The sequence below is a fragment of the Nioella sediminis genome (genome assembly GCF_001879695.1).
In the GTDB taxonomy this organism is placed as follows: Bacteria; Pseudomonadota; Alphaproteobacteria; order Rhodobacterales; family Rhodobacteraceae; genus Nioella; species Nioella sediminis.
The window spans coordinates 15,571-27,478 of sequence record NZ_MNBL01000019.1 but is presented as its reverse complement, the minus strand read 5'-3'; the positions used below and the strand labels follow the sequence as shown (position 1 = coordinate 27,478).

At 59.1% G+C, this 11,908-nt stretch carries 10 protein-coding genes, 1 tRNA gene and 1 pseudogene; 7 read left to right on the top strand and 5 right to left on the bottom strand.

The window, feature by feature from the left end; genetic code table 11:
• A pseudogene (locus tag BKY26_RS02085) lies at positions 1-570 on the bottom strand (SPOR domain-containing protein); the annotation flags it as partial.
• Positions 571-800: 230 nt separating this feature from the next.
• Between BKY26_RS02085 and BKY26_RS02080 the strand changes: the two are divergent.
• The 3 genes from BKY26_RS02080 to BKY26_RS02070 all read left to right on the top strand — a co-directional run bounded on the left by BKY26_RS02080 (position 801) and on the right by BKY26_RS02070 (position 2,480).
• Positions 801-890: transfer RNA gene (locus tag BKY26_RS02080), tRNA-Ser, on the top strand.
• A 266-nt stretch (positions 891-1,156) separates the two neighbouring features.
• The gene (locus BKY26_RS02075) at positions 1,157-2,110 is read left to right on the top strand and encodes a restriction endonuclease (protein ID WP_071688746.1); all 954 of its coding nucleotides are present in this window, start codon (positions 1,157-1,159) and stop codon (positions 2,108-2,110) included.
• A 10-nt stretch (positions 2,111-2,120) separates the two neighbouring features.
• Entirely contained in the window at positions 2,121-2,480 is a 360-nt protein-coding gene (locus BKY26_RS02070; protein WP_071688745.1) for a BRO-N domain-containing protein, read from the top strand.
• A gap of 67 nt (positions 2,481-2,547) precedes the next feature.
• On the opposite strand, the gene BKY26_RS02065 is transcribed toward BKY26_RS02070, so the two are convergent.
• Positions 2,548-3,063, bottom strand: a complete 516-nt coding sequence (locus BKY26_RS02065; RefSeq protein WP_131541744.1) for a hypothetical protein — start codon at positions 3,061-3,063, stop codon at positions 2,548-2,550.
• A gap of 431 nt (positions 3,064-3,494) precedes the next feature.
• Between BKY26_RS02065 and BKY26_RS02060 the strand changes: the two genes are divergently transcribed.
• Positions 3,495-4,304: a ParB/RepB/Spo0J family partition protein gene (locus BKY26_RS02060; RefSeq protein WP_071688743.1), complete on the top strand. Its 810-nt coding sequence runs from the start codon at positions 3,495-3,497 to the stop codon at positions 4,302-4,304.
• A gap of 340 nt (positions 4,305-4,644) precedes the next feature.
• Here BKY26_RS02060 and BKY26_RS02055 read toward each other — a convergent pair whose 3' ends face one another.
• Entirely contained in the window at positions 4,645-4,842 is a 198-nt protein-coding gene (locus BKY26_RS02055; protein ID WP_071688742.1) for a hypothetical protein, read from the bottom strand.
• Positions 4,843-5,128: 286 nt separating this feature from the next.
• Here BKY26_RS02055 and BKY26_RS02050 point away from each other — a divergent pair, with 286 nt between their 5' ends.
• Complete coding sequence (locus tag BKY26_RS02050; RefSeq protein WP_071688741.1) at positions 5,129-5,668, top strand: recombinase family protein; 540 nt, start codon at positions 5,129-5,131, stop codon at positions 5,666-5,668.
• A gap of 539 nt (positions 5,669-6,207) precedes the next feature.
• On the opposite strand, the gene BKY26_RS02040 is transcribed toward BKY26_RS02050, so the two are convergent.
• Positions 6,208-7,485, bottom strand: a complete 1,278-nt coding sequence (locus BKY26_RS02040) for a tyrosine-type recombinase/integrase (protein ID WP_071688739.1) — start codon at positions 7,483-7,485, stop codon at positions 6,208-6,210.
• A gap of 546 nt (positions 7,486-8,031) precedes the next feature.
• Positions 8,032-8,727: a cyclic nucleotide-binding domain-containing protein gene (locus BKY26_RS02030; protein WP_071688738.1), complete on the bottom strand. Its 696-nt coding sequence runs from the start codon at positions 8,725-8,727 to the stop codon at positions 8,032-8,034.
• 256 nt (positions 8,728-8,983) lie between these two features.
• On the opposite strand from BKY26_RS02030, the gene BKY26_RS02025 reads away from it, so the two are divergent.
• Both BKY26_RS02025 and BKY26_RS02020 read left to right on the top strand, forming a co-directional pair.
• On the top strand, positions 8,984-10,393 hold the full coding sequence (locus BKY26_RS02025) for an MFS transporter (protein ID WP_071688737.1): 1,410 nt from the start codon (positions 8,984-8,986) through the stop codon (positions 10,391-10,393).
• A gap of 67 nt (positions 10,394-10,460) precedes the next feature.
• On the top strand, positions 10,461-11,858 hold the full coding sequence (locus tag BKY26_RS02020; protein ID WP_071688736.1) for a NarK family nitrate/nitrite MFS transporter: 1,398 nt from the start codon (positions 10,461-10,463) through the stop codon (positions 11,856-11,858).
• Positions 11,859-11,908: the final 50 nt, after the last annotated feature.

Here is an 11,908-nt window from a genome sequence, read left to right as displayed (position 1 = left end):
GGCTTCCGCCTCGTCGATCGCGGCGGCGGCCATACTGATCGGGTCGATGGTCGAGGTTTCGATATCGCCAGTCGGTGCGGCGGCTGCGGCAGAGGGGGCGATCTCGGGCTCGGACACTTCTTCGCGGCGCAAGGCGGTCACATTCAGTTCAGTCGGTGAACCGGCAACCATGTTCAGCGCGGCAGCCGCATCGGAAGAGACCTGCAGAACCGGACCGGGGTTGTCGCGTTCGCGCCGGAACAGCGCCCCGATGACGAACCGGCCATTGGCCTCGTTGCGGATGATCACCCGTTCCGGGTCGGTTGCATCCGGGTGCGCCACCCAGACACCGCCAAGCGAAGGCCGTCCGTCCCAAAGGCCCTGGTCTGTTTCCTGGAAAACCTCGGGCGCTTCGATGTCACGTTCCACCAGCCGGGTCGAGCCAGAACGCTCCGAACTGGCGCTGCCGCCTCCGCCCGCGCCTTGGCCGAAGGGTAATTGAAACCCGTCCTCGCACCCCGCAAGCGCAAGCACGAGCGCCAGCGCCCCAAGTAGTCTCACCGGCTGTCCGTCGCCTTTCAGCAAGCTCATCAGCTTTCCCCTGCTCTGCCGCCCCATGCGCTTTTTGATCCGCGCTTTGCCCAAGGCGTTGCCGTCCATGCCGCCGGGTCCGGCCCGGCCATTCGCGCAAAGGATACAGCTTCCCCCGCGCGCTGCAAACCCATCCGTATCGCAATCGGCAACATCCTGCGGTCATTGCCGTTTCCGTGGCCACTTTCAGAATCGCAAAAGAGGCGCTATCGGGGGCTTCCGACCCCCACGGAGGAGTGGCAGAGTGGTCGAATGCACCGGTCTTGAAAACCGGCGTGCGTGAAAGCGTACCGTGGGTTCGAATCCCACCTCCTCCGCCAGAACATTAACGGCACCGCAAGCTATTGATCTGAAGATATAAAATGAGAATGCGTGAAGTGTTTACCACACACGTCTCCCACACACGTTGAGCTACCTTGTCTCAGGTTGGCTGATGTTTGAGCATTCCTTCAGGGAGACGGGAGTCTCGGGTGCTGATCAATGCGGACCAGAATCAATGCGTGTTGACCTATCCTTCACCTGCTCAGATGGTGGACTAAGGACGGGCTGACGCCCGAGCTGTGTCGATTTCTGGCGAGGAGAGTTCATGCCGATACCCGACTACGAGACGTTGATGCTTCCGGTTCTTCAGTTGTTCGCTGACGGCAAGCAGAACGTCGCCGAGTGTCTGCCCAATCTGCGGGAGCAGTTCGACATCTCTGACGAGGAAGCCGAAGAAATGCTCCCCAGCGGGAGGCAGACGCTCCTGTCCAACCGCGCACACTGGGCGAGGACGTATCTGGCCAAGGCGGGCTTACTGACCTCCCCGAAGCGTAACCTCCATGTCATTAGCGATCTGGGGCGGAAGGTTCTCGCCTCGAACCCTGACCGGCTGGACAACAGCGTCCTGTCGCAGTTCGAGGAGTTCACGGTTTGGATCGACCAGTCTCGCGCTGGGGACTCCGAGAAGCCCGGAGAGGACTCGGGAACGGCGAAAGCCACCCCGGTGGACATCACCCCCATCGACGAGCGCCAGACTCCTGAGGACGCCATGGAGGCCGCGTCGGGGCTTTTGGATGCCGCTCTCAGGGATGAGCTGTTGTCCCTCCTCCATCAGATGTCCCCGCAACGGTTCGAGCAGGTGATCTTGGACCTACTGACGGCCATGGGGTATGGCGGTGGTGACGCAGCGCGTGGGTTGACCACAAAGACCACCGGGGACGGGGGCATTGACGGGATTATCCACGAGGATGCGCTGGGCCTCGATGCGGTCTACATTCAAGCCAAGCGATACGCCCCTGACAATCGGATTGGGCGTCCCGACATCCAGCGGTTCATCGGATCGCTGACCGGTGAAGGAGCTACCAAAGGCGTGTTTGTCACCACGTCGGACTTTTCCAAGGAGGCAAGGGAATACCTCCACCGCGTCCAGCACCGGGTCGTGCTGATCAATGGCCAGCGCCTTGCAAGGCTCATGATCCAGCACGGTGTCGGTGTCAGGGCTCGCAAGAGCTACGTCATCCAGAGTGTCGATGAGGATTACTTCGCAGACGTGAACTGAGGCCAACACCATCCGCGTCGTCGAGATCGACGGTGAGCCGTGGTTCGTAGCTGCGGACGTCGCCAATGCGCTGCAGTTCAAGAACGTCTCAACATCCATGTCGCACATTCTCTCGCCTCTTGGTTCAGATGAGAAGATGCGGGCACCCAAGAACCTGTCTCTTGCAAGGCAACCCCTGATCATCAGCGAGAGCGGTCTCTACCAACTGATCATGCGCTCAGACAAGCCGGAAGCCCGAGAGTTCCAGCGGTGGGTCACCCGCGTCGTCCTCCCCGCCATCAGGAAAGACAGTGGTTATGTCATGGGCGAAGAGAAGGTGGTGACCGGGGAGATGGACGAGGACGTGTTCATCGTGCAGGCCGGGTCATAGGTGTTTTCACGTCCAACTTGCTCGTTGTCGTTGGTCTGCTAAAAAAAGCCGAAGGTAGTAACGGCTATTAAGTTGGCTTCGTCTTTCCTGACTTGAGCGCTATCGCGCGTGCGGTCGGCCCATCTGGATTTAGAGGCCGAAATCCGTCCAACACACCTCCGGGGCCATTCAGGCAAAGCGAAGTGAACACCTGCATGTCCTCTCGCGGAATGCGCGTCTGGTACGAGAATATCTCCCGCTTCCCATTCGACAAGCTCACCACATCACTCTCCACAAGCAGGTCCATGAAGCGCTTGGATTTGCCCCCAGGTGAAAGGTCGCCAAGTCCAAAGCCGATATAGTCCCCCACACACGTTGCGAGGTCACCAACAGGCCACGAGACCTTCTCTCCGCTCGCTGCATGAAAGATCACTTCTAGCACCTTAGGAGGCTTGCGAAGGAAGCCACCCCAGCCCCATCCGTTCTTGTGGAACACAACCCAAAATACACGACGATCTGGATCGAAGGGTATCACGATCTCAGGCCCCTCGCCTTCATCCCACCTGCGCAGGCATGTAGGAAAATGATGAGCCTTGGAGCCCATGAAATCCCTCATGGCTAGCGACCACGCCCACTTCTGTCTCTTCACAGGATCATCGTTCAACGTGGCAAACCCCACAGTTTCGGTTCAAATCTCGATGCACGCGAAGCGTCATTCCGTAGCGAACGTCCAGCCCTTGGCGATCTGAACCGATGACCACACGCTTGCCACAGGACCTACGATAGCATCAGGCTGTTTAGCTCACAGATCAAGTCCTGCATTTCCCGGCCAATTAGGTGGCACCATTGAAACGTAGCACCCCCACGCGAACCGAGGGACGCCACGGCTGACGCCGGTGCATCGCTTCAGCAGGTCCAACCCACCCTCACTGCTCTCTGACCACGGCTAGCCCAGCGCTGGCCAAGGCGGAGCTGTGGGGGTGCGGTCTGTCTGGGCCTGCAGGACAACTCAACAACAGCAGATGGACCTGTGACATGACGACAGAAACAGCACTAGACGGCCTTGGGGCAGAAGCCCGCAGGGTCAAGCTCGACGAACTGCACCTCGACACCGACACCTTCCAGTTCCGCTGGGAGGACCTGACGGAAAGCCAAGTCGATGACCTGAGAGACGCGCTAAAGCGGCGGAAGGAACTGGACCCCCTGACAGTCTGGGAGAGGCCCGAGGACGGGTGTCTCTTCGTTGTGGACGGGCACCATCGGTATGAGGCCTACAGGCGTTCAGGCAAGGCTTTGACGGTCTCTGTGGTGGTCCACAGGTGCGACCTCAAGGTAGCCCGATTGCTGGCACTGGAGGAGAACACCAAGACCCGGCTAACGATGTCCCAGCAAGAACGGCTCGATGCGGCTTGGCAGCTTGAGTGCAGCGAGGCCGGATACAGCAAGGCGGAGATCGTGAAGTCGGCGGGCGTCGGAAACGGGACGGTGGCGAACATGAGACGAGTGAAGGGGCGGCTTGCTGAAGCAGGTAGCGAAATCCCCGCGACATGGAGAGCTGCGCAGATACTCGACGCTGGGCGGGAGCAGGACTGGACCGAGGAAGACTGGGACGCCCGGCGGGAGGAGCATGTGCTGAAGCTCAAGGAGGAAATCGCAGGGGCTGTAGCTGCAGCGACACGGACGGACCCCACCATTGCTCCCGATGCGATGCACAGGATCATGGGCGAGGAGCGGTTTCGCCAAGCTCTCGAGTGGCTCGGCTTCTACGAGGGCGAAGAGGACCCGATCACTGGCGTTGTGACCTTCAAGGTGAACAAGCAGCCTGAGCTGGATGCACCGTTCTGAGGGTTCGACGTGGACGGGGTTTAGCGCGAACAGCAGCCCCAGCCCGCAAGGGATGTAGCCCCAGCCAAAGCCAAGGGAATAGCCTTGGACGTAGCTTGGGTGTGCATCCCTTGGGTGTGCAAGATGCACAGGCTGGCGGGGTTCCCGGCGGTTTTTGGCACAAACTTCTGAGCGGCCTACCATTATATTGGCGTTGGCGTTCTTCCCCCATAGGCCCCCCGGCAGCGGTGAGCAGGATCGCTTTACCCCTGCCCACTGGGGGCGTCTATGCGATGAGGGTGGGGGTATGTGCGGGCGGTCGGTTGCTCACCGCCTGCACCTGCCTCGGCCTAAGCCAGAGTTAGCCCAGCCTGCGTTCTTCCTTCACAGCAGGCCACGGGGTCAGGTACATCTCGTGCCTTCCCCAAGCAACGCGGTATTCTCTTGCCCGGTTCGCGTACGTGAGCTTCTCCGAGTGGAGAGGCATGGCGAACTGGGCCGGGAAGCGTACTAGCGTGACGGAGCCGACGAGGGGAAGGTTGATGGTGAGCGTGTTCATGTGCGCATGTCCTTGTGTGTTGGAGCTGCGCAGGGTCTTCAGCTATGCCACTACGCATAGATCGCCCTGCTTTCATTGGTAGCTCAACGCATCGGGGATCACCACAACAGAACAGCCCAGCGCCTGTGCGGCGGAATGACTCAGGACGAGCGACATATCTCTTTGTTCCTTATGGGTATACCCCAGCGCAACGTCTAGATGACACAGGGAACGTGTAACAATAGGGTTGCATTCTGCATTCTGGTACGCCATGTGTTCAGGGTCTTAGAGCCAAAAGGAACACAACATGGCAACGTACGGCTACGCTCGAGTGTCCACCACGGACCAAGACCTCACTGTCCAACGAGAGGCGTTGAAGGCGGTGGGGTGCGAGATCATCCGAGAGGAGAAGGTCAGTGGGACCAGTCGGCAGGGACGGGATGAGCTGGAGACCCTACTCCAGTTCCTTCGCCCCGGTGATACGCTTGTGGTCACGCGGCTGGATCGCTTGGCTCGGTCCATGGATGACCTGTCCCAGATCGTGAACGAGCTGCAGCAGCGGGGCGCAGCGCTCAAGGCGACGGAGCAGCCGGTGGATACCAGCACGGCAGCAGGCAAGGCGTTTTTTCAGATGCTGGGGGTCTTCGCTGAGTTCGAGACCAACCTGAGGCGGGAACGCCAGATGGAGGGGATCGCCAAGGCCAAGGCCAAGGGGGTCTACAAGGGCCGCAAGCCGTCCATCGACGTGGAAGAGGTTAAGCGGTTGAGGGACGAGGAGGGGCTTGGGGCGACGGAAATCGCCAAGCGGTTGGGCATTGCGAGGACATCGGTCTACCGAGCTTTGTGACCCAGACATGAGGGTCGGCCAATCTCTTCGGTATCCCGCCACGCCCTTCTCCAGCGTGGAGTGGTCATGATATCGTCAAGACAAGTCCGAGCGGATGCCTGTCTGGAATGGCAGGACAAGCTAGCCGTGCAGCTAAAGTGCAGAACCGGAAACGTGGAGATCAAAAGCAGCTCTTATGGCAAACAAATGGAGCATCCCACCTTGGCTCGAGGCAGTAGTGCGACAGCGCGATTTGGTCTGCGTCTACTGTGGCAATGCATTCACTTCACCGGATGTATCAACAAAATCGGCACCAAGTTGGGAACACATAATCAATGACGCCACGATCATCACCGAGGACAATATTGCCCTCTGCTGCCGTGGTTGCAATGCAAGCAAAGGTCAGAAGCGGGTTTCCGACTGGCTCTCTTCCCCCTACTGCGCAAACCGGGGCATCAGATTCGAAACGGTTGCTCCAGTGGTCAAGAAAGCGATCCAAAATGGTCAGTAGGCTTTTGACGACTGCTGACCGGCTCTTGTCACGCATATATCCTCATTGGTCAGGACGACACTGCAAACGTCACACCCGGGTAGTCGATAATCTCAAAGGCTTCCCGCTTGACCTGGAATGGTACACCCCCTGAGTACAGCCCATACGTCATGGTAGGGACCTCATGCCCCAAGATGCGGGCGCTGACCGACTCTTGCACCCCGGCAGCCTCGAGCTGCGTCGCAACGGTCTTCCTGATGGAGTGGAACACGTAGTCTCTTCCGAAGCCCTGAGCCGTCTTGAGGTGGCCGAAGCGCTTCCCAATGGCGTTTGAGCGGTCGCCGTACTTGTTGGTGCTCAGGTCCGACAGGAGGTAGCCGTCCCTGCTCGTTGCTGAGAGTTCGTGGACGAGGGGGAGGAGACGGGAGTGGACGGGGACCTCGCGCCACCCGGCCTCTGACTTGGCGTCTTCGATCTGCAACCTGTCTGCCAGTACGTGACTGAGCCGGAGACTACACAGCTCCTCGATCCTGCAGCCTGTCCACATAGCAAGCCAGATCAGGCGGAGGAGGGGCGTGTCGCCTTTGGTCTCCGCAGCTTCAAGCAGGACGACCACTTGCTCAGGAGTGAAGGCTTTGCGCTGGGCTGCAAGCTGTGCCTTGGTCTTCTTGCGGGGTGCAGGGGGAACGGCCTTGCTGAACGGGTCGCCGGTCCCTGCCGCTGAACCTCGCCGCTGGAGGAACGCCCAGTAACCGCGACACGCTGACACGATACGACGCACAGTTGCGGGAGATAGGCGCTCCTCGTGGAGCAAGTGGTCTACCCAGTCCAACACGGCTTGCCTGCCCACGTCCTTCGTCAGGCGAAACCGCTGGGAGAACCTGAGTACATCCGAGCGCTTCATGTCGATGGTCTTGGCCTCGTTGTCGAGCGTGGCCAGCCAGTCCTCGAGCAGCTCATCTGTCTGTTCCCACTGACGCGTTGCCAGCTTGAACATTGCCGTACCTTGGCCGGGGGTGGTTCGGTCACGCTCTTTGGCCAGTTCCACCATGACGGACTCGACGCCTTCCCGTTCCTCTTCGTCTGTGATGCTGTCGAGCTGCTCACGCCAAGCCAAAGCCGTAGCCTGATGATCTGCCAGAGGGGCAGGGTCTCCACGGCGTACAGCTTCGATCAGGGCCTTCCACTGGCCGATGACCTGAGGGACCTTGCGTTCGGCTTCCGTGAGGCTCTCGGTCTTGAGGCTCTCCACGAACCGGGCATGACCACCCAGCGCTGGGCGGAGTGCCTTGGGGATGTCGAGGACGGCATACCACCTACGGCGGCGCTTCTGGAGGTACTTGGGCATCTGCTTCCACACACGTTGACCACACACGTTTGAGGCATAAACACCCAAGAAATCAAGCAATACAAGGCGAAATGATGCTTAAGCGTAGAATCCCACCTCCTCCGCCACTACAAGAATCTAATCTTCTTTAAAAATTGATAAGTCAGTATTTGCCTTAGGGGCATTTCCCCAAGGTAGCGTCCCTTCACTTGGAATTTGATGCTCGCCTTCGCTGCACCGCCCCCGAGTTCGGGCCGCCGGAAGCAGTATTTGCCCCGATGACGGGCCGGTGATGCCATCGGGATAGTGTAAGGTGATCGGGACGTTGTATCCAATCGCACTGCGGGGGCTGTCTTCGTTGTGGTGCCCACGCCAATCCTTTAATTCTTCGCGGGCATCCATGCATCCGTCTTGAACCATGCAAACCAGGACCGCAGCCTCTCGAGTAGACAGCATTTCAAGATAAGTCGTGCCGCTGCTCTGGCTGAGTGGCGCTTGCTCTGCGCTGCGAAAGGGAGAGGCCTATTGTTCGTGTGGAGATTGGTACGAATTCGTCTGACGCTGCCACTACGTGGAATGGTCATCGATAAGTGGGGTGGGTTTGGCGAAACGTGCCAAGTCCTCGGCGTCCGTGATCTTGATATGGTTGCCGTGGACCCGCACGCCGTAAGGCTCCAGTCCCTTGAAGGCGCGGCTCAGATTTTCCGGGGTCATTCCCAGAAAGGAGGCCAAGCGCCGTTTTTCCATGGTCAGGTCGAAGGCGTCAGACGCCGTTCGCGATCTCTGGCGCAGCAAGTAGTTTGCCAGTCTTTCCAATGACGTCCGCAGTTTGAGGTCTTTGGTGTTCTTCACGACGGCGCGGTAGCATTGTGAAAGCTCGGTCACGATCGCCCGTGCGAACGCACCATCTTTCTCGAACACACTTCGCACATCTTCGGAGGGTAGAAGGATGATCCTGCTCTTTTCCAATGTCCGTGCAGACATCAGGTAGGGCGCATCCTTGATGGTGGCCGCAAGAATGAATGTGCTGACAGGGCGCACGGTCGCCAAGCTGGTTTCCCTGCCGTTCCATGATGAAAACAGGTCGACGGAGCCGGACATCACAACGTGCAGGAAGTCCGGAGTGTCCCCCTCGGTGATCAGATCGATCCGCGGCGGAAAGTTCTGGACGTAGGACCCTCGCATGAGGGTTTCGAAATGCCCTTGATCCATATCGGCAAACAGGGCGAGGTCGCGCACTTCTTGTCGATACGACTCGGGCATGGTCTGCAGGTGCCTCCTTGTGTTGCGTGGGGGCATCCTTTTCCCTCGCTTGATAAATGTCAAGCAGTCGATTGACGGCCGCTACTTGTCGGATTGACTGACCGCCCGCACTGACATGATGAATATCTGTAAGTCATTTATTTTGCTGAATAATCGTCATTCTTTTGATCTGAATCAACTCTGGCCGCTCCGAAGGGCTGCATGTCTGCCGCAACCCGGAACAGCAGCAATGGCTGCATAAGGCGGAGGGGCCGCGATGGAACTTCAGAACAAGGCCACGGCGCTGTGGTCGAATTTCTTCAACGTAAAGATGGTGCAGATCAGAACCTTCCACATGACGTGGTTTGCGTTCTTCTCGTGCTTTTTCGCATGGTTCGGCATTGCGCCGCTGATGAGTGTTGTGCGCGATGAGCTGGCACTGACGCCGAACCAGATCGGATGGGCGATCATCGGGTCCGTCTCGATGACCATTTTTGCCCGGCTGTTCATCGGCTGGCTCTGCGATCGCATCGGGCCGCGGAAATCCTACACGTGGCTGTTGCTGATCGGGTCCTTGCCGGTCATGGGGATCGGCCTTGCGCAATCCTTTGAAACCTTCTTGCTGTTTCGCGTCCTGATCGGCGGCATTGGGGCTGCGTTCGTTATCACGCAATACCATACCTCTGTCATGTTCGCGCCCAATGTGGTTGGCCAGGCAAACGCAACATCGGCGGGCTGGGGCAATCTGGGCGGGGGCGTCACGCAATTTGTCATGCCGCTTCTGTTTTCGGTCATGGTCATTGGGTTCGGCTTCTCCGAAGCGGTTGGCTGGCGCCTGTCCATGGTTGTGGTCGGTGTCATCATCTTCCTGACCGGGATCGCCTACTATTTTCTGACCCAGGACGCGCCAGACGGCAACTTCGATGACCTGCGCGCGCAGGGCAGGATGGAAGAAAAGAAAAAAGTCACCGGCAACTACATGCAGGCCCTCAGAGACCCGCGGGTTTGGGTTCTGTTCGTGATCTATGGCGCCTGTTTCGGCATCGAACTGACGGTAAACAACGTCGCTGCGCTCTACTTCATGGACTACTTTGATCTGTCCCTTGTGACAGCTGGTCTGGTTGCTGCTTCATTCGGCCTGATGAACCTGTTTGCCCGCACGATGGGCGGCCTGTTCGGTGACAACTTCGGATCGCTATGGGGCCTCAAGGGGCGGGCATTCTGGCTTTTCATCTGCTTGTTCTTCGAGGGCTGCGCTCTCATGGTCTTCAGCCAGATGCATGTGCTGTTCCTCGCGTTGCCGGCACTTATCGTCTTTTCCCTGTTCACCCAGATGGCGGAAGGGGCAACCTACTCCGTCGTGCCCTTCATCAACAAGAAGGCGCTTGGGGCCGTTGCTGGCGTGGTCGGCGCGGGGGGCAACGCCGGTGCCGTGCTTGCGGGGTTCCTCTTCAAGAACGTGATCGACTGGTCCGAGGCCTTCTTCATCCTTGGCATGGTCGTCACCTGCGCCTCTTTTCTTGCGTTCTTCGTTCGCTTTTCGACCCGGCAGGAAGACGAGGAGCGCGCCAACTTCGCGGCGGCCAATATCGAGACGCTGCGGTTGCGAGCGCTCAAGGCGAATGCGGCCCTGGAAGAGGGCCTGACCGCAATCGCCAAGAAAAACGGGAACCAACCGGCCGAATGACACGAACCCGGCAGGCCGATGAGCGGCCCGCCACACATTCCATACGCCACCACGGGAGGACCCCATCATGGCGACCACCGCAACCCCATCTGCCAACAGCGGCTATCTGCTGACCGATTGGCGGCCGGAAGACCCGCAATTCTGGGACAGCGAAGGCAAGCGCATCGCAACCCGCAACCTCTGGATTTCGATCCCCAACCTGCTTTTGGCCTTTTCGGTCTGGATGGTCTGGTCGGTCGTTGTCGCCAAGATGCCCGCGATCGGTTTCGACTTTTCCGTAGGCGAACGGTTCTGGCTTGCCGCTTTGCCCGGCCTTTCGGGCGCGACTCTGCGCATTTTCTACAGCTTCATGGTGCCCATCTTCGGGGGCCGCAAATGGACTGCCATCTCGACGGCCTCCCTGCTGCTGCCTGCGCTCGGGATCGGCTTTGCGGTGCAAAATCCCGAGACAAGCTATGTCACTTTCCTGATCCTTGCCCTGATGTGCGGGTTCGGCGGTGGCAACTTCGCCTCCTCGATGGCGAATATTGCCTACTTCTATCCGAAGAAAACCAAGGGAAATGCGCTGGCGCTGAATGCCGGTCTGGGAAATCTCGGCGTGTCGGTCATGCAGTTCGTGGTCCCGGTCGTCATAACAATGGGCGTGTTCGGCGCAATCGGGGGCGAACCGCAGCAACTGTCCGATGGCGGTCAGCTTTTCATTCAGAACGCAGGCTTCATCTGGGTGCCGTTCCTGGCCGTCAGTGCAATCGCCGCATGGTTCGGGATGAACGATATTGCCGATGCGAAATCGTCCTTCTCGGATCAGTCCGTGATTTTCAGCCGCAAGCATAACTGGATCATGTGCGTGCTCTATACCGGCACATTCGGCAGCTTCATCGGCTATGCGGCTGGCTTCCCTTTGTTGATGCGCACTCAGTTCCCGGAAGTTGATGTGCTGAGATATGCCTTTCTCGGACCGCTTGTCGGCGCGTTGAGCCGGGCGGCGACGGGCTGGATCTCTGACAAATTCGGTGGCGGGCGCGTAACCTTCTGGACCTTCGTTGCCATGATCGTGGCGGTTTTAGGGGTGTTGCAGTTCCTGCCTTCCGAGGCGTCGCCCGGCGGCAATTTCTGGGGCTTCTTCGCCTGCTTCATGGCACTGTTCTTCCTGACCGGCGTTGGCAACGCGTCGACCTTCCAGATGATCCCGTCGATCATGAAACAGGAAGTCCCGCGTCTGATGCCGACCCTCGACGCAGGTGCCCTGCAAAAGCAGACCGAAATGGAAAGTGCGGCGATCATCGCCTTCACCTCGGCCATCGCAGCCTACGGTGCCTTCTTCATCCCCAAGCTCTACGGCACTTCCATAGCCATGACGGGTGCCCCGAATGGTGCCCTGTGGGCGTTCCTTGGCTTCTACGCCGTCTGTGCCGCGATCTGCTGGATCTTCTACAGCCGCAAATCCGCACCTGTTCCCTGCTGAACCAGACGGGCCTGCCGCGCCGCCTGGGTGGCGCGGCCACCGAATTTAGG

What these genes read in the sequence shown, in the direction of transcription:
- BKY26_RS02075 (WP_071688746.1), top strand. Translation starts at nt 1,157, where the DNA reads ATGCCGATACCCGACTACGAGACGTTGATGCTTCCGGTTCTTCAGTTG.
- BKY26_RS02065 (WP_131541744.1), bottom strand. Translation starts at nt 3,063, where the DNA reads ATGGGCTCCAAGGCTCATCATTTTCCTACATGCCTGCGCAGGTGGGAT.
- BKY26_RS02060 (WP_071688743.1), top strand. Translation starts at nt 3,495, where the DNA reads ATGACGACAGAAACAGCACTAGACGGCCTTGGGGCAGAAGCCCGCAGG.
- BKY26_RS02055 (WP_071688742.1), bottom strand. Translation starts at nt 4,842, where the DNA reads ATGAACACGCTCACCATCAACCTTCCCCTCGTCGGCTCCGTCACGCTA.
- BKY26_RS02050 (WP_071688741.1), top strand. Translation starts at nt 5,129, where the DNA reads ATGGCAACGTACGGCTACGCTCGAGTGTCCACCACGGACCAAGACCTC.
- BKY26_RS02040 (WP_071688739.1), bottom strand. Translation starts at nt 7,485, where the DNA reads ATGCCCAAGTACCTCCAGAAGCGCCGCCGTAGGTGGTATGCCGTCCTC.
- BKY26_RS02030 (WP_071688738.1), bottom strand. Translation starts at nt 8,727, where the DNA reads ATGCCCGAGTCGTATCGACAAGAAGTGCGCGACCTCGCCCTGTTTGCC.
- BKY26_RS02025 (WP_071688737.1), top strand. Translation starts at nt 8,984, where the DNA reads ATGGAACTTCAGAACAAGGCCACGGCGCTGTGGTCGAATTTCTTCAAC.
- BKY26_RS02020 (WP_071688736.1), top strand. Translation starts at nt 10,461, where the DNA reads ATGGCGACCACCGCAACCCCATCTGCCAACAGCGGCTATCTGCTGACC.